The sequence below is a fragment of the Acaryochloris sp. IP29b_bin.148 genome, assembly GCF_028285565.1.
Classification (GTDB): Bacteria; Cyanobacteriota; Cyanobacteriia; order Thermosynechococcales; family Thermosynechococcaceae; genus Acaryochloris.
The window spans coordinates 16,543-37,025 of record NZ_JANQOY010000043.1 but is presented as its reverse complement, the minus strand read 5'-3'; the positions used below and the strand labels follow the sequence as shown (position 1 = coordinate 37,025).

Here is a 20,483-nt window from a genome sequence, read left to right as displayed (position 1 = left end):
AGGTGGGGCCAAGCTAGTCCAAGCGCAAAAAAGTATCAGTGGTTCAGCGCTGGCTTGGAGTCCAGATGGTCAGACCCTAGCCTTAGGGGGCCAGCAAGGAGAATGGCAGCTTTGGACCCAAAGTGCACGAGGTCAGGGATTTCGCTAGTTGTTTCGTAGGGAGCATTGTCAATGGATTTGTTTAAAACGTCCACGCCTAAAGCGGATCCAGAACAGATTGAACGACTCAAGGCCTGGGTGTCTGAAGGCTTTGCGGTTCCTGCGGATATCCCGGTGTCCATTAGTCAGTTGGCCTGTCATGAGCCGGGTTGCCCACCCATAGAAACAGTGATTGCGATCATGACCCAGCCCCCTCAGCAATATAAGCTCCATCAGGCTGTCCATGAGATTAGTAAGGAAGATGTTGATGCTCTTTATAAATCTCATGGTTAGGGTCCATAGTTTATAACGCCCCTTGGTTTGCACTAGCCAAGGAGCGTTATGCTTCATAAGGGCTGAGCTAGATTAGTTAGCGCTATAGGGTAGGGATGAATGATGCAGATTAATCTTTAAATTGCCGTCTTCATCTTTAACGTAACCAAGAGTAAACTCCACTTTGACTTCTTCGCCATCGGTTTTGGTGAAGTAGTAATTACCCATTGCTACAGCTGAGTCATCGTCAACGATGATGCCTTCGTTTTCCCAACGAACTTTCGTGTAAGGTGCAAGGGCAAACCCCTTGTCTTCTTTCAAATCTTGACCAATGAAATAGGATAAGGCTTCTTGCTTGGTCCCTCGGAATTGATCCTCAGACGCTAAGGTGGGTTTGAACAAAACGGAACCCATCTCAAACCCGTAAAACTTATCAATATGGGCAATCGCTGCTTGTTTAGGGTCTTCAGCTTTGCCGATTTCTACAATGCCATTACCCCACGCGGCTTGTGCTGCTTCGACTTCTTCAGTGGTGATATCGGAAGCGTAAGCGCTTGCAGGGATAAGAACACTAGCTAATGCAAGAGTTAATGCTTGTTTCTTCACTTTTATCTCCAAATAAATAAAAAATTAAAGTCTGTGCTGATTTTTTAGCTAGACTTTAAGAATATGAACTGTGCCAATTTTATAAGATTTAAGAAAAAATTTATATTTAATTTGCGGTGTAATCGAGAAGAAAGTGCAGCGATATTCTCTAAACTGCCGTCGTTCCGGGCAGTGGAGTTGCGATGGCCGTTAGCGTACCTTTAGGTCGTCCGCAGGACTTAGCTCTTCCTCTGGAGGCAGGTCGGTTGGAGAAAATCGCAATGCTCCAAACGCTCTTTAGGTAATGAATCTGGGTGCAAACGACAACAAAATCGAGAAATCTACATCCAAAGGCAGGATTCATTCGTATTTTTAATATGAGCAATAGCCAAGCGCCAGCTTACGCTACTCAACGAATGCAAACTCCTAAAAGGAATTCTCCATTATGAAAACGACGACTAAAGCCGTTGCTGTTACCACCGCTTTATCCGGTGTGCTGGCCCTCGGCCTAGTGGCAACTCAATCGGATGATGCAGTTGCCGGGAAGCCCGGTTATGAAAAATGTGCGGGTATCGTCAAGGCTGGCCTTAATGACTGTGGCACCAGCAAGCATGACTGTTCTGGTAAAGCCACCGTTGATAACGATCCAGAAGAGTGGATCTATGTCCCTGCTGGTACCTGCGAAAAAATTGTTGGATCAACCTTGAAAGAGGCTGCACCTCCTGCTGAAGCGGTTGAAGAAGAAAAGGAGAAAGGCTAAAACGCTTCACTCAGCAAGGTTCGAATGCCTGCTTGTTCACAGCAGGCATTCTTACGTTTTGGAGTATTTATGGTTGCAATGACAACGATTCAGGGTGCTGGGATTGGGTTGCGATCGCAACATTACACCCATATCCTCACCCATCAACCGACCATCCCCTGGCTAGAAGCCCTCTCTGACAACTATTTGGGGGGTGGTTTGCCCCTGTATCACCTGGAACAAATTCGAGCCCAGTATCCGATCACCCTGCACGGTGTTAGTTTGTCTCTGGGGTCAGCAGATCCGCTGAATATGGACTACCTGACTCAGCTCAAACAGCTTGCCGATCGGATTGAGCCAGTTCACGTTTCCGATCATCTGGCCTGGGTGTCCGTCAACGGCCATTACTTCAATGACTTAGCGCCGTTGCCCTATACGGAATCAGTCCTCCATTACGTTGCCGATCGGATTTTGCAGGTGCAGGACTTTCTCGGTCGCCGAATTCTGATTGAAAACCTATCGCCCTATCTTCAGTTTCGCCACAATAGCTTGACCGAATGGCAGTTCTTGGCCGCCCTCTTAGATGAGGCCGATTGTTATCTGCTTTTGGATATCAACAATGTTTACGTCAATGCCACCAATCATGGCTTTGACCCCTTGGACTATTTAGACGTGCTGCCTGTCGATCGGATTAAAGAGATCCATCTGGCGGGTTATGAAGAGCAGGACCAGTTTTTATTTGATACCCATGGTTATCCGGTCCAGCCTAGGGTTTGGACGCTTTATCAGCAAGCCCTGCAGCGGTTTGGTCCGGTGCCGACGCTGATTGAATGGGATACAGATATTCCCAGCTTTGATGTTTTGATGGCCGAAGCCCAGCAAGCCGACACTTATCTATGTCAACACCACCTCCAGAACTAAGAGAGTTACAGCGGTTGTTTTATGGTGCGATCTCAACCAAAGACGCCGACAGCATCCAGCAGCTCCAACCCCAAATGCGCAGTACCGAACACCTCTCCTTTGAACGAGGTTTATCGGCTTACCAAGGCAGCGTCGTCGGTAAATTGAGCCGCGCCCTCGAAGATATTTATCCGGTCTGTTGTCGGTTAGTGGGTGTCCAGTTTTTTACCGCCATGGCTCGGCAATATATCCGTCGTCATCCATCCCAATCTCCTGACCTCGGGGATTATGGGGAACAGCTCCCGGCCTTTATCGCCCAGTTTGAACCGGCGGCCTCGTTACCTTACCTGCCGGATGTGGCCCGTTTAGAGTGGCATTGGCACCGCATCTTTAACAGTGCAGACCAACCGGGTTTAGATTTGACGGCTTTGGGGCAAGTGCCGCCTGAGCGTTGGCCCGAACTGGTGCTCCAGCTTCCTGACAATGCTGTGTTAATGACCTCCCCCTATCCGGTTCACCGAATTTGGCAAGTGAATCAGGCCGATGCCGCTAGTACCGAGACCATCGATCTAAATGAAGGCGAAGTGAATCTGTTCCTCTGGCGAGACCAGTGTGAAACCCGGATTGACTTGCCCAATGCTGCTGAGTGGCAGCTCCTACAGGCGTTTGACTCTGGTGCCCCGTTTGGAGAGATTTGTGTTCAGCTTGAGCACAACGCAGATATTGACGTCACCGCTTTGCTACCTCTCTGGGTGCAGAGAGGATGGGTGACAGGATTCACTCTCAGCAGAGACGAATCGCCTTAAAGGCTTACAGTCAGGGGCACGAGTAAAAATAGAAAAAAGCTATCATGACCGTGTGTTTCGAGAGTCCCTTGCACTGCTCTGTTAGCCAAGATAAACATACTGTGGCCTTAACCAAAAAATTCTCTACCACTCTGCAAAATAAAAACGATCATTTTCGTTCACGGCATCTCGGAGAATCAATTCCAGTGCCCGTAAATCCCACAAAACCCAATACACTCCTTCAGGGCTTTTATCAACTTCTGGATGTGCAAGCAAATAGGACAAGAGTTTTGCTACAGTCTCAAGTCCCTGCTTTGGGTCGTACCAAACAGGAGCATCGTCTGATTCTTCGTCTTCATAAGACTCCTCTTTCATAAATGCACTGAGTGGTGTAACTCCGATGTCCTCAGCGACATCTTCTAGAAGCATATTTGCTGCAAGTAAACTGACACCAAAAATCAACCCTTCATCCTTGAAATCCATTTCTGGAGGCAAGTTACAAGATCCACCAGTTTTGAGGATAACTGCTAGCTCACGAGACATAGATTTCAAATTTGAAGTTGACTAACTGAAGCACATGAACAACTCTAGGAAATTTGAGTTTTAACGTTCGCAATCACCGGATTTATCTATTTTTGCTCGTGAACAGTATTATCCTTCGACGTTCCGGTGCATTGCAGTTTTTATACTGCTTGACATCACTATAACTGCTGAAGAACAGCCGTTCGTCTAATAATATCTAAAGAACTATTTCCTCCTATCCAAACATCGTCTTTTGAGCGAACAGAATAGCAATCAGGGATATAAATCTCCAACTCATGAAATCTATTGTCCACGAATTGCTCCGCCAAGCTTAGTTGACGTGGTGAAGCTTCGGCATAATCTTCCCAATCATTTTTCTTCGAGTTGAAATCATCGTTCGGTGTTTTACGAAGCTGCGACTGCCAAAAGAGACGACCGCTAGGAGTGTAAACAAAATGCTCGACTGATTCCCCAGAGTTGAAAATTTCATAACCAATAAGACCATCAGTATCTTCTGCAAAGAACGTTATAACTCTGGCTTGAAGCTCCTCAGATATGGTTTTGGGAACTGTTTTGCGACTATTATCTCTTGGATTGAGAATTCGCAAGAATCCTGCAATATTCTCTTCATACCAGCAAGGTGTCCAAGGAATGCATGTCCATTGATATGCTTCAACAACTGGAATGCAATCACCAACTTGGCCACTAGGATATGATGTTCGCTTCTCTGCATCGATTTTTATGAGACTCAGTTTTAGCGATCGCCATCTCTGAATTGTTTGTAGATCAACCAATTTCTCGATAACTTTTTCGAATGATGCTTCAACTGTAAATATTGACCACTCATTAGTTGCCAATGCAATCTAAGAAGTCTGATATCCCTAAACGCTTGGAACTACTTACTGATTGTTGCGACATAAAACAGATGAAATGCCACAATTTAGTTCTCAGTTTGTCCAAAGTGATTTGCCGTATAACTATTTATTATATGGATAACGGCTTATAACTTCGGTAGAAGGGGTATTATCCGCCAAGAACCGGATAAATCTGGGATAAGGACATTATCAAGCACAAGTCAGATAACTTCGGCTCTGAGGGTATTAGCCCACAGTTCACAGTATTCAGAAGACCAATTTTTGGATGCTTAAGAATGCAGTTGTTACGCTTCTGGTAGAAACTCAGCATCCAGCATCTGTTCTGACGTATAGGGAGACTCTACAGGAAAGGTTTCTAGAGGCAGTCCTGTTTCTTCTGCTGCTTTGTTACGAGCCTGTTGGTATGTCTTATCCAAAATCTGTGGATAGAAGTTCTTAAGGCTGGGACTGTCTTCTAGGGTGTCCTGTATGCGAATCCGATGTTCAATGATAGTCCCGCGCCAGCTATTACTCCGTTTACTGGGTTGGTACTGCCACTTGAGTAGATGCATTAAAAGAACACGGAGATTACTTCTCAATGCATTCTTTTCATGGCGTCCCAAGCTCTCAACCTCTTCAATCAAATTCTCAAGATCTAGCTCACTAAATTTACCTTGCTTCAGTAGTTCAGCCGTTTTATCGATCCATTCAACGAAATCAGTTTCATAGAGAGATTCGTTAGATCGATGATCGCGCTCACCAGATTTTGCAGAGCTAGGCAGTTGGGTGCTGGTCATATCGTCACCAAAACTTTGGCTACCTCACTAATCTGACACATCGAACCATTTCATTGACGAGTAGTTCTGGATCACAAAAATCTAGACCTTTGATTAGACTGGTTTATCTCCTAACCCGTTCCTCAGCGATGGTACCTGAACTGAAACCTGAATGTGCCCTGGATAGAGGTATCTGCGATTTCATCTTTTTAGATAGAAGTATTTGGTACAAAGCCTCAACAGTTGGCCGTTAAAATCTAAGGGCAGGTAAGGCGTAACCCCTTCAAATTTGTGACTCAGACTAAGCCCACAGATATTTGCCAAGTCCGTTGTTTTAACCAAGACTTGGTCACCCAAGCGAATGAAGCACTGCCAGGAGAAGATCTGCTATTGGAGGCTCAAGTGCTGTTCAGTGCGTTAGCCGATCGGTCCCGATTAAAGATTTTGTATGCCCTAAGTGAAGGAACCGAACTTTGTGTTTGTGATGTGGCGTCTTTGCTGGGGATGAAGATTGCCACGGCGTCCCATCATCTGCGAAAGCTACGGGATCTCCAAATTCTCAAGTATCGAAATGATGGCAAATTAGCGTACTACTCTCTCAAGGATCAGCGCGTTGCGGAAATTCTTCACCATGCCCTGAATCAATTGGTCGAATAAGTCATTCTAATGTTGGCTTGAATGTTTGATTTGGGTACAGTAACATTCTAATACTGCTTTGAATGTTTGAATGTGGAGAGTCGCTATGAGCGATCATTGCTGCCAAGCCAAAGCCAAGGAATTGTCAAAGCTGAGAAAGCAACAGGCAAAAGTGCTTTGGGCCGTTCTGCTGATCAACCTCCTGATGTTTTTCGTTGAATTTGGAGCGGGGATTCGGGCAGAATCTCTCTCTCTTACGGGAGACTCGTTGGATATGCTTGGGGATGCATTGGTGTATGCCAGTAGTCTGTATGTCCTGAACAAAAGCATTAAAGCCCAGGCAGGAGCCGCTTTTCTTAAGGGTCTGATTATGTTCCTATTGGCGATTGCCGTTTTTGCCAGGGCCAGCTATCAACTGTTTGTAGGTGCGAGTCCAGAAGCCTCCACCATGGGCCTAGTGGGCATTATTGCTTTACTCGCAAATTTGTTTTGTCTCTTGCTCCTCACCCGACATCGGCAAGATAACCTGAATATGTCTTCGGTGTGGTTATGTTCTCGCAACGACATTATTGCCAATACCTCTGTATTGGCAGCAGCAGGATTAGTCTCCCTGACACGGTCTATCCTGCCGGATTTAGCGGTGGGTATGCTGCTAACGGTTGTTTTTACCCAGTCAGCTGCAAAAGTATTGTCCCAATCTTGGCGACAGATGCAACAAGCCTAATTTAAATAGCCCTTCGCTTGCAGATTGACCATTATTTTTTAGGTTAAAATCAGCGATACCACTTATTTCAGCTTTGATGAACATAAATCCAGGTGCCTGTAGTTCCCAACACAGAAAATATTGAGTTCTCATAGCAAAACTAAATCAATTCAGGTTAAGACTTGGATTACTCCCACTTTATTGGCGTTAATGAATGTATGAACTCAGCCTGTTGGGAATGAGAGTGATAAAAATTGGGAAATTTAAGTAGAGTAAGACTTCCAACTCCCTAGATTTTTGCAATTGGTTTTAATCACTCTCCCCCTTTTCTCATATCCATAACTTTTGGTGCAAGATCTTCGTTAAGGAATAGCCTAAAGTTGAGTTTCAGCTATATCGAGGGCACGTGAACTGCCAAAGATATTCAAGATATCCTCGCTACTCAGATCAATGCGTAGGAATTCAGATGTAACCCTGGTTGCCTCAATGGAGCCTCCAGCATCTATATAACCTGCAAAATCTAAAATATCTCTAGCCTGAAAGTCCTGAATAGTATTAGTATCTGACCGACCATCCAGCAGATCCTGGTCAAATTGAAAGGTATCAGCACCGCCATCACCAATCAACACATCATCTCCTGTGCCACCGTTCAGAACATCGGCTCCTTGCCCCCCAATCAGCGTGTCTCCACCAAGCCCTCCCGTGAGATCATCTTGGCCTGCTTCACCTCGAAGTTCATCATTGCCACTCCCACCATCCAAAGTATTGGATTGGCCATTCCCTAATAGACGGTCATTACCGCGTCCAGTGACGATCTGTTCAAAATTTTCAAAGATTTGTCCTCCTCTCGCACGGTCTCCAACCTGTCCTCGGTCAAGAAAAATCGTTAAGTCCCGGCCATCCGTTGGATCGAATCGAATGAGGTCATTTCCACCTCCACCGTCAAAGGTATCAATACCACTGAAGTCTCGAACCGTCACAATGTCATTGCCAGCACCGGCGTTGACAATGTCATCCCCAGCACCACCCTCTAGACTGTCAGCGCCCCTGTCACCAAAGATCTGATCATTGCCAGCTCCTCCTTCAATGGCATCATTCCCCTGATCTCCAAATAGAACATCGTTTCCCTCATCACCTTTAACTTGATCATCACCGCGCCTGCCACGAATAACATCATTGCCCTCTAAGCCACTTAGAAAATCGTTATCAACAGTGCCATTAAGAACATTGTTATCCTCATCTCCAACAATAATATTGTCAGGAACAGAGGCCATCCAGAGTTCACGGCCATTGATGCCATCATTTGCATTGAAAAATAGATTATTTCCGATGATTGTAATGTCATTGGGTGATGAAGCCTTAGCACCTAAGTTGATATCTTTAAACAGTTGAGTACCAGCTTCAGTACCATCACTTACCCATAGCTCTCGACCTGTAGTACCATCATCAGCTGTAAAAAATAGCTTGCCATCCACTTCTATCAAGTTTGTTGGAGAAGAGGAACGATCGCGCTTAGGATTAATATCTTTGACGAGTTGAGTACCAGCTTCAGTGCCATCACTCACCCATAGCTCTAGACCTCTAATACCATCATTCGCTGTAAAAAATAGCTTGCCATCTACATCTGTAAAGTTCTGGAGAGCAGCGGAGTTTCTCCGTTTAGGATTAATATCTTTGACGAGTTGAGTACCAGCTTCAGTGCCATCACTCACCCATAGCTCTAGACCTGTAGTACCATCATCCGCTGTAAAAAACAGCTTGCCATCCACTTCTATAAAGTCAGTTGGAAAAGGGAAATCACCACTTCTAGGATTAATATCTTTGACGAGTTGAGTACCAGCTTCAGTACCATCACTTACCCATAATTCTCGACCTCTAATACCATCATCCGCTATAAAAAACAGCTTGCCATCCACTTCTATAAAGTCAGTTGGAAAAGGAAAATCATCACTTCCAGTCGGATTAATATCTTTGACGAGTTGAGTACCAGCTTCAGTGCCATCACTTACCCATAGCTCTAGACCTCTAATACCATCATTCGCTGTGAAAAATAGTTTGCCATCCACTTCTATAAAGTCGGTTGGAAAAGAAAAACTATCGCGAGTAGGATTAATATCTTTGACGAGTTGAGTACCAGCTTCAGTACCATCGCTCACCCATAACTCTCGACCTATCGCACCAAAATCATCTGCCGTGAAAAATAGCTTACCATCCACTTCAATTCCACTCGATGGATAACTACCAATCCTAGGGTTAATATCCTTGACGAGTTGAGTACCAGGTTCAGTACCATCACTTACCCATAACTCTCGACCTCTAATACCATCATCTACTGTGAAAAACAGCTTGCCATCTACTTCTATTAAATCAGCTGGAGAAGGGTCGTCATCGCCATAGCGGTAAGTATCACTCCTAGGGTTAATATCTTTAACTTGCAGAGTACCAGTTGTAGTACCATCACTCACCCATAACTCTCGACCTGTATCACCATCAATAGCCGTGAAAAATAGCTTACCATCCACTTCTATAAAACTAGCAGGATTAGGGTTCTCAAAGTCATAGAAAATTCTATTAGAATCACGTCTAGGGTTAATATCTTTAACCCGCTGAGTACCAGGTTCAGTGCCATCACTTACCCATAACTCTCGACCCGTATTACCATCATCTACTGTGAAAAATAGCTTACCATTCACTTCTATTAAGTCAGCTGGAGAAGGGTCGGCATCGCCATAGCGGAAAGTATCACCTCTAGGGTTAATATCTTTAACCAATTGGGTACTGGCAAGAATACCGGCATAGGACGCTTTTGCCTTTCTCGTAAAAACCTGATGAGATAATTGAGGATGCGCTCCCAACTTTTCCTCAAGTTGCCAATTACCACCCAATGCACTACTTCCTATCTTTGTCTGGGAAGCAGCGATAGGTAAATTCGTTATTCGGTGTAATCTCTTTTGAAACTCATTGCCAATATCTCCAGCTGCCAAGTTACAGCTATACAGCAAAAGAGGCGGAGATTTAGATAGTTGCATCCAACTTTTTAGAGCTGAAGTATAACTATTGATATTGTCTAAAGTGAGCTCTACATTTCCAAGTGACAAACAGCCAGGTTGACCATGAGCCACAATATGGATAGCCTCAACTTCCTGATGATGTTGGAGTGTTTGAGTAATTTGTTGAATGCCATTCTCATGAGGATCTAATGTGATAACCCTGACATTAGGTTGCACTCCATTAATCAGGGTATCAACATCATCAATAGTTGGATCAATAAATAAGATAGTGGGTGCAATGATGGATGCTGCAACCTCAGCAGTTAGTGATACCTCATCATATATAGATAAATCTTGTGTAATTATAGTTTGCATCTTAATTTTTCCTTATATTCATACAATAGAATACTGAATTACTTAGAATAGAGGGGTTTACTACTCTCTAGTTAAACAAAAAATATATTTTTATTTAAATAAAATCGAGAAAGAAAATTTATGAGTTTAATTACAGATTTAAAAGTCTTCACCATAAAAGCATATAAACTCTTATCGTTCAAAAATTTACCCTATTCAAGCATCAATTTATCAAATATACTTCGTAAGTTTTTACAAAGATTTTTTCTTGTCAAAATTTATAGTACTAGAACTCTAATTTTATCCTGGCTAGAATTTAAAAATATTTTGCATAGACAAAGAATATAAAAAGTTTTTGATAAAACTATTCTTATGATTTAATTTCTTTGGAAGAGTATCTTTAATCTTGAGGCTTTGTCATTCTGTCATCTAGCGATCAGACATGCCTTTAATGCAATATCATCGTTTTAAAGTTCTGTTATCTAAAGTGATACAAGAAAGCTATCGCCATCTGATCTCATCTATAAAAATGATGGAAAACATAGATGAACCTTTTGACTCTTTGGGTATAGCGTTGATGCAGTTGACTCAAGAGATACAGTCACCCAGGTTCCAGCTTTTCCCTCTTTGACCTCTATGTCCTGGATTTAGATGAGATTTGCGATCGCGATGATGAATCAGGAACTTTGGCTCAGGTATTACAACAATGCGTCACAGCAGTCCATCAACGAGACCAAGAACTAGCAACAATTCACACTCAATCCTCCCCTGCGCAAGTGTAAGCACCAGAATTGAGAATAAAATACATCGACCGCTAGATACACTTGCTGAGAACAACGAGAGTTTAGCCTGAAATAATAGGGCTTAAGGGGCCAAACAATCCGTTAGCAGTTGCTGTAGCTATGCTTTCAGGATTTGATTCGCTGGGTTGTCTGAGATATGAGAGATCAATTTAGAAAGCTCTGCCCCTGCAACTCAAGTCATTTTCAGTTTCTGAAACTTTCTCGAATGCCGAATGATGATCTCGGAGGATGGAGAAAAATGAGCCCTGATACGTCAGAAAAATTTACTGTTCGGCCTACTGTCGCAGCAGATCAACCATCCGTCACGACTTTGCTAAAGGTGTCATATCCTGTCTTGATGCGTTCAGCATATTCTCCCACTGTGCTGTCAGCAGTACTCCCACTCATCACCCAGGCCAACCCAACCTTACTGGCATCAGGAACATTCTATCTTGCGGAAACCCAGCGCAAGGGTGTGATCGGCTGTGGCGGCTGGACACGGGAGCGACCGGGTACTCGGAAAATTGAAGTCGAACTGGGCCATATTCGCCATTTCGCCACTCATCCCGCCTGGGTGGGGCAGTCCGTTGGTCGATCGATTTATACGGTTTGCGAACAGGCTGCGCGAGCGGTAGGCATCAAACGGCTTGAATGTTACTCAAGTTTGAATGCAGAAGAGTTCTATGCTGCTTTAGGGTTTAGATCAGTGCGGCAACTCGACGTTCCGCTGGTCTTGGGTCACAGCATACCGAGCGTTCTGATGGAGCGGATTTTGTGATGATCGATCAGCGTTATTCCTTGAGCGTAGGTCCCCAGGCGATCCGCTATCTTGAAGAGCGGCAGGTTCAAGACAAAGTTACTATCAGAGTGTGTTAAGGGGCTAAACAATCCGTTAGCAGTTGTTTGAGCTGTGTAGTGTCAATATTGCGGCCAATAAAGACCAACTGATTTTTTGGGGCATCAGGCCACTGATCGGCATCCATCGTATAGCGCTTGCCACTGAGCTGAAAAATATAGCGGGATGTATTTTTCTCAAACCACATAAAACCCTTGGCTCGAAAGACTTCTTCGGGTAGCTGATCGGTGACGAAAGCCTGCATTTTTTCCAGGATAAAGGGCCGATCACTTTCAAAGACCATCGATGAGAAGCCGTCGACGGTGAGATGATCCGAATGATGGTGATGATGATCGTGATCGCCATGGTGGTCATGGTCTCCATGATGGTGGTGGTCATGATCATGATCGTGATGATGGTGATGGTCATGATCAGCCCCCTGCTCTGCAAAGGCTTTGGCTTCCGCTTCATAAGCCTTTGGATCAAAGAGAGCGGTATCCAGAATCAGGGGTAGCGGGACTTGGCCCTGTTGCGATCGCAATAGCCTTGCCCCCCATTTGCGATCGCGAATCCACTCCTCTAGTTCCTCCACCTTCTGATCGGTGGTCAGGTCGGTTTTGTTGAGAACGACAATATCGCCAAAGGTGATTTGATTCAGGGCCGCCTCACTCTGAAAACATTCCGGGGTAAAGGTTTCTGAATCCACCAAGGTAATAATGGAATCTAACATCGTGACGTCTTTCAGTTGAGAACTGACAAAGGTGAGAATAATCGGTAGCGGATCCGCCACCCCCGTGGTTTCAATAACGACATGATCAATTTTGTCCTCTCGTTCTAGGACGGAATAGACTGCCTCCACCAGGTCGTCATTGATCGTGCAGCAGATGCAGCCATTGGTCAGTTGAACCATATTTTCGTCAATGGTGGTCAGCAACTGACTGTCAATATCAATATCACCAAATTCATTGACCAGTACAGCCACCTTCAGGTCTTGGCAGGTATTGAGAATATGGTTAAGGAGCGTGGTTTTGCCACTCCCTAGAAACCCCGTGATAATCGTCACGGGCATGCCTTTTTTGGGCAGCTTGATGTCGAGGGATTGGGATGTTTGGACGCTTGCAGATAAATTAGTCAACGGTATCCTCCAAGGGCTGAGTGGGGAAAGAGTCTGAAGGTGAAGGTGATGCAGTGGATAGGGTCAGGGCGAGCCGCTGCAGGGTAGTGAAGATGTTATAAAACCCATTCGCCCGAGACGGCGTTAAGCTCACATTCAATCCTGTTTGCTGGATGAAATCAGGCGTGACCCGAGCGATTTGTTCTGGGGGTAACCCATCCAAGCCTTTAATCAGTAACCCCACTAACCCTTTGGTCATTTGGGCGTCCGAGTCACCTTGGAAATGAACTAGGCCATTCTCTAAAGTTGCCGTGACATACACCTGAGACACACAGCCCACAACTTTATTGTCAGGCTGCTTATCCGCCTCTGGAAAGGGCGGGAGTTGCTTAGCAAACCACAGTAAGTACTCATACCGGCGCTTGGTATCCGTAATAGATTGGAAGCGCTTCACGATTTTGGCGAGGGCAGGGGGGAGAGACGGATCAACAGACATGATGGAGGACCGGGAAAGTGCGATATCAACCATAAGAATAAGCGTAGGTGGTTATTTGTGGGGATGAATCACGGTCCGAGCAACACTGGCTTTAGTTAAGGCTGGAACAATGCGATCGCAAGCCATTCGTCCGCCGTGCAAATTCCGGGCGACAGGACCCACATGCAATGCGGCCCAGGGTCCCATCAAAAACAGGTCACACCCAGGCCAGCGCAAATGTTCATCTAGCACCGGCAATCCATTGACAATCTGATTGGGGTATCGCTCCAATATCTCTCCCATCAAAGGATGAGCTGTGATATCCGTGGTGGTGCCCGTGGCTAACCAGATCCGCTTAATCCGCTGATGGGCCAGACAATCGTGAGTGTTGGCTACATTACACTGCACTTGCCAAGCGTCATGGTGCCAAAGGGCATGAGACACTTGGCACTGTTCATAAAAGGTGACTTGGCCGGACTGGGACAACCGCCGTAGCTGAGTCAGCAATTCGGGGGCGATGGATCCACCATTGCGGGCCGCTTGAATCATTTGCCAGCGCACTTGCCAATCAGGTTCGGCCTGAAACCCTTTCAGATACTTGGGACCCAACCATCCCGGTTCTGCATCAAATATTTTTTTATTAAGAGTCCGTCGAGCCATCATCAAAACCTTGGCTCCGCGCTTAATCGCTCCCAAGGCCAAATGAGCACTGGACTGACCACTGCCAATAATCAGAACCGTCTCACCGCTCAGATTCGGTACATCAGACAGATTAATGTTTTGGCTATGGCACAACCGTTCAGGCGGATGTGGATTCACCTCGGCAGTCCAATCAGGGATCTGGGCGGCTCCCCCACCCGTTGCTAACACTACCCGTCGGGCTTCAACCTGTTCCCCTGTATCTAGCTGCAGCTGAAATCCCTTCGCCAAGGGCGTGAGTTGAACCACCTGAGCGGCAGTCACCTGATCGCGTAATTTCCACCGATCAACGACGGTCTCACAAAAATCGTGAAACAGTTGGGTTCCAGGACGATTGTAAGGGTAATACAACTCTTCTTGGCGATGTTCAGCAAAGTTAAACAGGGTTTGCTTCACATCCGGGTGATGAACGCCAGGCGAGCGTAAATAGGGAATCTCCTGAGCGGCAAATTGTTTTCGCCACTGGACCATCCAGGTGCCGCTGGGGTCAAAAATCTGGAGGCGACTCTTAAGAGCAGGCTTTTTCTGAAGTAAATGGGTAACGAGCGTAAGCGCCTGAGGACCTGCCCCAATAATGGCAATATCAATCCGATGATTCACAAGCAATGAAAGAGGTGAGGTTTGTCGTTATGATAATGATTATCATTTTATAATATGAGTTTCAAACCTGCCCAGCTTATAAAAACTTGATCGGCTAGAGGATAGGAGGACATTCGCAAGACAGTCCTTAAAGCTAAGGGAAATCAATGTCGAGTAAGACTTCCAGCTTCCCTAGCCCTTACTTCACTCTCTTAACGACTGCATCCCACCTTCCAAAGGACGGTGGATCTATAGCATTGCGTTAAGGTCGGTTAACGTGGGTGAATCTGCTTGTAATACTGTTATTGACGTACTGACAAGCTTGCCCCGATTCACCAAAGATCCCTCATTAGAACGCCATCCTTGACAACTTAGTTGGGTTTTGTTAAGTCTTTTAGTAATGTTTAAAATTTTTATATTATGAGTAACACAAATCCGAGTCCTTGGCCTAAGTTATTGTTAGTTTGGGCGGGTATAGGAGTAGCAGCTTCAATTTGGATTAATCTCCAAATTGGATAAAAATTGATTGTGAACTAAAATTCGCCTGGGTTAAAGGTTAAAAAGTATCCTGTTCCTTTGTAATGCCCAGGTTTAGTCATCACTTCACCAGTTTTTGTTAGCAATAGAGAGTAAATTATTCCTCTCAATACTGGTCATTCAGGCCGCCTCCCCTGAGCAATAATCGACTTGGCAAAGAAAGCAAAGCAATTCATAAGCTTTTTTGGTCTCCAAATCTTAAAGATTTGATTAATTAAAAATTAGGGCAAATCTATTCTTATAGGCTCAATAAAGTTGTTATCTTTATTGAGCGATAGGTAACGAGCATTAATTGTCGCCACCGCTCTAAAAACCTTGACATGAACATATCCTTGAGCACTACCAAAGACGTATAGACGGCTTTTAAGCTCTGATAGGCTGCTCAAAAATTAGACAACCTCAACTACTGTTGTCGCGATCAAGCCTGCTTTCAGAATAAGTTGCGGCTTATCACTTTGGGACTGGATACCATCAATACTAGAAAAAGTGATCAAAGCCTGGGGAAATCAAGTAGAGTAGGACTTCCAGTCTCCCTAACACTTATGCAACTGGACATCTACACCTGGCAATGGCAAAATCACACCCTAAACATTGCCACTGAAACCTTTGGATCCGGTCCCTCAGTATTACTATTGCCCGCCTTTAGTACGGTGTCTACGCGGGCAGAACTGGCAACCTTAGCCCAGGCTTTAGCCTCTCATTTTCAGGTTACGCTTATAGACTGGCCGGGATTTGGCGATTCCGACCGTCCTGCACTTCCCTACCAGCCGGATATCTATCGTCAATTTCTGAAGGCTTTTGTAAGGGACACCTTTCCCCAAGAGGTGGCTGTTGTGGCAGCAGGCCATGCTGCTGGGTATGCGCTCGCCCTCCAGTCCTGGTCACGGATGATATTGATTGCGCCGACCTGGCGAGGTCCACTGGCAGTCATGGGTGCACCCGTAGCAATGCGTCGAGGGATTCGCCAGTTAGTGAGCGCACCTGTAGTCGGTTCAGCACTATATGGGCTGAATACTCGTCCTGGGTTTTTGAAATGGATGTATCGTCGCCATGTCTTTGTGGATGAAACCCAATTGACCTCTGACTATATCGCTAAGCGCTATCAAAATACGCAGCAACCCGGTGCTCGGTATGCACCAGCAGCCTTTGTCACAGGGGGCTTAGATCCAGTGGATGAGCGAGAAGAGTTTTTAGCTGGCTTGGCGCAACAAGCTGAGCCAGTCATGGTAATCGTGGGAGAGCAAGTCCCGCCTAGATCCAAAGCTGAAATGGAAGCGATGGTTAAATTGCCGAATATTCAAGCCACTTACTTACCTGGGAGTCTGGGTATGGCGGAAGAGTTTGGTGATGAAATTGCACCTATTACTCTCTCTTTTTTACAACAAGACACTTCACCAACCTAATTGGTGACGGTAGGAGAGCTAAATTCTAGAGTATGAAAGGATTTACAGACCCGTTTCGATAGGCGCTCTTTGGCAGATGGCACAGCCACAACCAATGGCATCTTCCATGCGATCGCTTTGAGACATTTCCACAGTGGGGAAACCCTGCTCAGCCTCGATCTGATCCTGGATATTGGTCGTTGCCGAGGTTGACTGAGGCATCGCTAAAGCTAGCAACAGAGAGCCTGAGCATCCTAATGTCGTCAGAATATTTTTTTGATCGATCATTCCTGAAGCCTTGTGATGAAGGTTTAATCCAGTATAGCCAGGTTGAAAACGGCTTTACTCTGGTGTGTTTACCATGCCAAACGTATGTTGGGAGGCATTTAAACCAGTATGCCCTAGGGAATATATGACTTTTCAGCCTTATGCATCCAGACGATTATCGTCGGCTGTTTAGGAGATCCAGCCCCAAGTAGACTGTTTGAGTAAAGGATGGGCTGCTTGTTTTTGAGCTTCAGGTTCTTGGATTTCATACAAAATCTTGATCACCCGATCTGCCTTGGGATTCGTTCCCAAACGATCGGCAATATTCAGTATGCCTTCGCCCACAATCGTATTGGCTTCATCCACATTGGTGATACCTTCTAAGCGTTGATAAACCGCAGTAAATTCTTCTCGCAGAATGACCGCATCCGCAGAATCGGGCAACCGTTCAATCATCGCCGCAATTTCAGCTCTGACCTGGGTGGCGCTGACTTGAGGCTGAACCTGCATGACCTTGGCTTCTGGCGAGTCAATCAAGGGAACCGCTGTTGCAGGTGGCGCTTCAGGCCCTGGCGATATCAACGTCATAATCGGCATGGCATAGCATCCAACACACATAATCCATCCCCTTGATCAGGCAATAAGGTTTGTACTTATGGCTTTACAGCCTTCAATTGCACGACGACGGTAATATGCCAAAAGTTGCATTTAGCTTATCAGAAATAAGATGGCCATACTGTTGCATTCCTTGCAGAAGCAAAGATACCAATGCTATGACAGACCCAATCGGACACAACCTTATGATGGATCAGTCAGGAACGGAGAGTGCAGATGGGTACATCAAACATAGAAACGAATGACATTGGGTAAGGATAATTTGAAGCAGCCGTGGATTGGGGTCAATCGTTGGTCCCATTCACACCCCTTAGATCGCATTGCCATTGCCATGATTATGGTGTTGAGTCTGTTAATCGGGGGAATTATCTGGAGCGGGGACCATACCTTTCCCAAGGTCCGCGAGTTTAGCTGGCAAGATCAGCAGATCGGGGTGGAAGACACCGCCTTTATTCTCACCTTCAATCGAGCGATGGATTGGCAGTCGGTGACGGATCATCTGAAGATTCAGCCTCCCATACCGGGCAAATTCAGTTGGTCTGGCCGTCGATTAGCCTATACCCTTAACCAACCTGTGCCTTACGGTCAATCGTTTCAAGTCACTCTCGACCAGGCCACGGCAGCTACTCGGGGTGATGCCGAGGAGTCGGTGAAAATGCAGCCGTTTACGGGACAGTTTCGCAGTCGCGATCGCGCCCTCGTCTTTCTCGGGATTGATGGGGAAGAAAATGGCCGTTTGGTAACGCATAACTTCACCCAAAACACTCATCAAATCCTAACGCCAGACACTCTGATCGTTTTGGATTTTAAAGTGGATCTCAAAGGCGATCGCATTTTGTTTACCGCCATCGATCGGGCGCATGCAGACCAAGATGTATTTGAGCAAAAACTCTATGTTGTCCCGTTAACGCCAACGGCCACCTCACCCAGCCATCAGCTCCTGTTAGACAATCAAGACTATCAACTTTTAGATTTTGATGTTACGCCTAATGGAGAAGTGCTGATCGTCCAGCAGTTTAGTCGGCAAGCGAATGAACCCGTTAGTCTCTGGGAGTTAACCGATTCAGCACCACGTCGGCTCCAACACAATGCAGATGGTCAATTTTTAATTACGCCCGATGGTCAAACCTTAGTTATTTCTCAAAATCAAGGCGTTGCCATGGTGCCCCTATACGGTGATGCCAACAGTAAACCCGTCGATTTTTGGCCCAAGTTTGACCAAATTTTAAGTTTTGCTAGAAATGGATCGGCAGCCCTGATGGCTCAAAATAATCCCGACTCCACTCGCTCGCTCTATCTCTTATCCAATCAAGGTCAAGAACAAGAATTACTCAAGGTTGGAGGGTACGTCTTAGATGCAGAGATGAATCCCAGTACACAAACTGTTTACTGTTTATACACGACGTTTAATCGCAGCCAAACCGCCAGTTTTGATCTTCACATCAGCGCCATTCATCTAGACACTGGCAAAAAACAACGCCTGATTACTATTCCTAAACAGTCGAGCGGTACCCTCAGCCTCGCTCCAGATGGGTCGGCCTTGCTCTATGAAGAAGTGACTATCACGGATAATCCCAGCCAGAGTGTTGTTCGAGATTCCGTAGGCCAAACGATCAGTGCAAGTCAAGTATGGTTATACCCGTTACAGGACACCAACACCATTTCCTCCAAGCAGAAAAAACCACAGAAACTACTCGCAGGTATTCAACCCCTGTGGCTGCCCTAAAGTGGGCAATCTATACTCAAGTGAGAGTATGGCTGACCTTGTGGCATAAAGTGAGTCCTTGCCTTATGCCAACCTCAGGTTAGGGTAGGTACTGCAGCAGAGATGAGTCCAAAGGGCTTGTTGTCTCTCAACTATCGTCCAGAGATGTCACTCACTGAAAACACTCACGTTTTAGGAATACCTTGAATGCCCCAATTTGGTAGTGGATTAACTCTATTTCTGAGTCTGATGGTTGAGGCCATGCCATTTTTAATTTTTGGTGTGTTGGTCTCGGGCATTCTGCTGCTCTTTATTGACGAACAGCGATTAATTGCCAAGTTTCCCAAAAACCCCTTGTTGGGAGCGCTTTCTGGAAGCCTATTTGGCTTTTTATTCCCCGTTTGTGAATGTGGGAACGTTCCTGTAGCTCGACGGTTGCTGATTCAGGGGGCGTCTGCGCCGGTTGCCATTGGCTTTTTGCTAGCAGCCCCAACCATTAATCCAGTCGTCATTTGGGCGACCTGGTCGGCATTCCCGGATCAACCCGAAATTGTGGTGTTGCGAGTGGTATTTTCCTTTGCGATCGCAACCATTGTCGGTTGGGTCTTTAGTTGGCAAGCCGATCTCAAACCCTTTTTACAACCCAATATTGCGGCACTAATGCCCCCTTCACCCGGTTCCTCTACAGCGGAATCCCCTGAGCCCACCGGTTTGTTAAAATCCGGCACCTACTTTCTAGATCAGCCCGGCAATCCAGTTGCCCTAGAAGCCGCTAACTTGGATGCTGTACTGGCCATTGCCTCCCCTCAGCGCAAATCTCTCTGGGATAAACTCCCCCTCTTGCTGGAAAACACCATTCAAGAACTGCGAGAGATGGGTGGCGTTCTCGTTCTAGGGAGTCTACTCGCAACGATCATTCAAGTGTCCGTTCCCCGGAATATCATTCTCGCTATTGGTCAAGGACCCGTGACGTCAGTCTTTGCCATGGTGATTTTAGGCGGCGTCATCTCCATCTGTTCGACCGTCGATGCGTTTTTTGCCCTTTCCTTTGCCTCCACCTTCACCAGTGGCGCGCTGCTTGCCTTTCTGGTATTCGGCCCCATGTTTGACCTCAAAAGTATGGGGTTATTATTGATGGTCTTTAAGCCTCGGGCTGTTTTTTATATTTTTGCCATTGTCTTTCAACTGACCTTAGTCTTCACTCTGATTATTAACCTGTGGATTAGCTAGGGAGTATG

General features: G+C 45.8%; 20 protein-coding genes. 10 read left to right on the top strand and 10 right to left on the bottom strand.

What is annotated here, in order from left to right:
• Positions 1 to 171 precede the first annotated feature (171 nt).
• Entirely contained in the window at positions 172 to 432 is a 261-nt protein-coding gene (locus Q0986_RS04655) for a hypothetical protein (protein ID WP_299404794.1), read from the top strand.
• A gap of 72 nt (positions 433 to 504) precedes the next feature.
• On the opposite strand, the gene Q0986_RS04650 is transcribed toward Q0986_RS04655, so the two are convergent.
• Positions 505 to 1,017: a hypothetical protein gene (locus Q0986_RS04650; protein WP_299404791.1), complete on the bottom strand. Its 513-nt coding sequence runs from the start codon at positions 1,015 to 1,017 to the stop codon at positions 505 to 507.
• A gap of 424 nt (positions 1,018 to 1,441) precedes the next feature.
• Between Q0986_RS04650 and Q0986_RS04645 the strand changes: the two genes are divergently transcribed.
• The 3 genes from Q0986_RS04645 to Q0986_RS04635 all read left to right on the top strand — a co-directional run bounded on the left by Q0986_RS04645 (position 1,442) and on the right by Q0986_RS04635 (position 3,441).
• Complete coding sequence (locus Q0986_RS04645) at positions 1,442 to 1,756, top strand: DUF2282 domain-containing protein (RefSeq protein ID WP_299404787.1); 315 nt, start codon at positions 1,442 to 1,444, stop codon at positions 1,754 to 1,756.
• A gap of 69 nt (positions 1,757 to 1,825) precedes the next feature.
• The gene (locus tag Q0986_RS04640) at positions 1,826 to 2,656 is read left to right on the top strand and encodes a DUF692 domain-containing protein (protein ID WP_299404783.1); all 831 of its coding nucleotides are present in this window, start codon (positions 1,826 to 1,828) and stop codon (positions 2,654 to 2,656) included.
• Positions 2,632 to 3,441, top strand: coding sequence for a DUF2063 domain-containing protein (locus tag Q0986_RS04635; RefSeq protein WP_299404780.1), 810 nt, complete (start codon positions 2,632 to 2,634; stop codon positions 3,439 to 3,441). The genes Q0986_RS04640 and Q0986_RS04635 overlap by 25 nt, the downstream gene beginning before the upstream one ends.
• A 123-nt stretch (positions 3,442 to 3,564) precedes the next feature.
• Here the strand turns inward: Q0986_RS04635 and Q0986_RS04630 are convergent, their stop codons facing one another.
• The 3 genes from Q0986_RS04630 to Q0986_RS04620 all read right to left on the bottom strand — a co-directional run bounded on the left by Q0986_RS04630 (position 3,565) and on the right by Q0986_RS04620 (position 5,593).
• Complete coding sequence (locus Q0986_RS04630) at positions 3,565 to 3,963, bottom strand: hypothetical protein (RefSeq protein ID WP_299404776.1); 399 nt, start codon at positions 3,961 to 3,963, stop codon at positions 3,565 to 3,567.
• Positions 3,964 to 4,121: 158 nt separating this feature from the next.
• The gene (locus Q0986_RS04625) at positions 4,122 to 4,799 is read right to left on the bottom strand and encodes a hypothetical protein (protein WP_299404772.1); all 678 of its coding nucleotides are present in this window, start codon (positions 4,797 to 4,799) and stop codon (positions 4,122 to 4,124) included.
• Between the two features lie 302 nt (positions 4,800 to 5,101).
• Entirely contained in the window at positions 5,102 to 5,593 is a 492-nt protein-coding gene (locus tag Q0986_RS04620; RefSeq protein ID WP_299404768.1) for a DUF29 domain-containing protein, read from the bottom strand.
• Between the two features lie 270 nt (positions 5,594 to 5,863).
• Here Q0986_RS04620 and Q0986_RS04615 point away from each other — a divergent pair, with 270 nt between their 5' ends.
• On the top strand, positions 5,864 to 6,229 hold the full coding sequence (locus tag Q0986_RS04615) for a metalloregulator ArsR/SmtB family transcription factor (protein WP_299404764.1): 366 nt from the start codon (positions 5,864 to 5,866) through the stop codon (positions 6,227 to 6,229).
• 85 nt (positions 6,230 to 6,314) lie between these two features.
• Positions 6,315 to 6,932, top strand: a complete 618-nt coding sequence (locus tag Q0986_RS04610; RefSeq protein ID WP_299404759.1) for a cation transporter — start codon at positions 6,315 to 6,317, stop codon at positions 6,930 to 6,932.
• 353 nt (positions 6,933 to 7,285) lie between these two features.
• On the opposite strand, the gene Q0986_RS04605 is transcribed toward Q0986_RS04610, so the two are convergent.
• Positions 7,286 to 10,276: an ELWxxDGT repeat protein gene (locus Q0986_RS04605; RefSeq protein ID WP_299404755.1), complete on the bottom strand. Its 2,991-nt coding sequence runs from the start codon at positions 10,274 to 10,276 to the stop codon at positions 7,286 to 7,288.
• 1,020 nt (positions 10,277 to 11,296) lie between these two features.
• Between Q0986_RS04605 and Q0986_RS04600 the strand changes: the two genes are divergently transcribed.
• Positions 11,297 to 11,815, top strand: coding sequence for a GNAT family N-acetyltransferase (locus Q0986_RS04600; RefSeq protein ID WP_299404751.1), 519 nt, complete (start codon positions 11,297 to 11,299; stop codon positions 11,813 to 11,815).
• Between the two features lie 94 nt (positions 11,816 to 11,909).
• On the opposite strand, the gene Q0986_RS04595 is transcribed toward Q0986_RS04600, so the two are convergent.
• The 3 genes from Q0986_RS04595 to Q0986_RS04585 are packed head-to-tail and all read right to left on the bottom strand — an operon-like array spanning position 11,910 to position 14,766.
• Complete coding sequence (locus Q0986_RS04595; protein WP_299404748.1) at positions 11,910 to 13,007, bottom strand: GTP-binding protein; 1,098 nt, start codon at positions 13,005 to 13,007, stop codon at positions 11,910 to 11,912.
• Positions 13,000 to 13,482 (bottom strand): SufE family protein, encoded by a 483-nt coding sequence (locus Q0986_RS04590; RefSeq protein ID WP_366918515.1) that lies wholly within the window; start codon positions 13,480 to 13,482, stop codon positions 13,000 to 13,002. Before Q0986_RS04590 ends, Q0986_RS04595 begins: the two co-directional genes overlap by 8 nt.
• A gap of 51 nt (positions 13,483 to 13,533) precedes the next feature.
• On the bottom strand, positions 13,534 to 14,766 hold the full coding sequence (locus tag Q0986_RS04585) for an FAD/NAD(P)-binding protein (protein WP_366918514.1): 1,233 nt from the start codon (positions 14,764 to 14,766) through the stop codon (positions 13,534 to 13,536).
• A gap of 1,052 nt (positions 14,767 to 15,818) precedes the next feature.
• Here Q0986_RS04585 and Q0986_RS04580 point away from each other — a divergent pair.
• On the top strand, positions 15,819 to 16,679 hold the full coding sequence (locus Q0986_RS04580) for an alpha/beta hydrolase (protein WP_299404737.1): 861 nt from the start codon (positions 15,819 to 15,821) through the stop codon (positions 16,677 to 16,679).
• A gap of 42 nt (positions 16,680 to 16,721) precedes the next feature.
• Here Q0986_RS04580 and Q0986_RS04575 read toward each other — a convergent pair whose 3' ends face one another.
• Together Q0986_RS04575 and Q0986_RS04570 are read right to left on the bottom strand one after the other, a co-directional pair.
• The gene (locus Q0986_RS04575) at positions 16,722 to 16,946 is read right to left on the bottom strand and encodes a hypothetical protein (RefSeq protein ID WP_299404732.1); all 225 of its coding nucleotides are present in this window, start codon (positions 16,944 to 16,946) and stop codon (positions 16,722 to 16,724) included.
• Between the two features lie 168 nt (positions 16,947 to 17,114).
• A complete protein-coding gene (locus tag Q0986_RS04570) occupies positions 17,115 to 17,543 on the bottom strand; it encodes a hypothetical protein (protein WP_299404727.1) in 429 nt (142 codons plus the stop codon).
• A gap of 238 nt (positions 17,544 to 17,781) precedes the next feature.
• Between Q0986_RS04570 and Q0986_RS04565 the strand changes: the two genes are divergently transcribed.
• Positions 17,782 to 19,266 carry a hypothetical protein gene (locus Q0986_RS04565; RefSeq protein ID WP_299404724.1) on the top strand — a complete coding sequence of 495 codons (1,485 nt, stop codon included), beginning with the start codon at positions 17,782 to 17,784 and terminating at the stop codon, positions 19,264 to 19,266.
• Between the two features lie 186 nt (positions 19,267 to 19,452).
• A complete protein-coding gene (locus Q0986_RS04560) occupies positions 19,453 to 20,475 on the top strand; it encodes a permease (RefSeq protein ID WP_299404720.1) in 1,023 nt (340 codons plus the stop codon).
• Positions 20,476 to 20,483 lie beyond the last annotated feature (8 nt).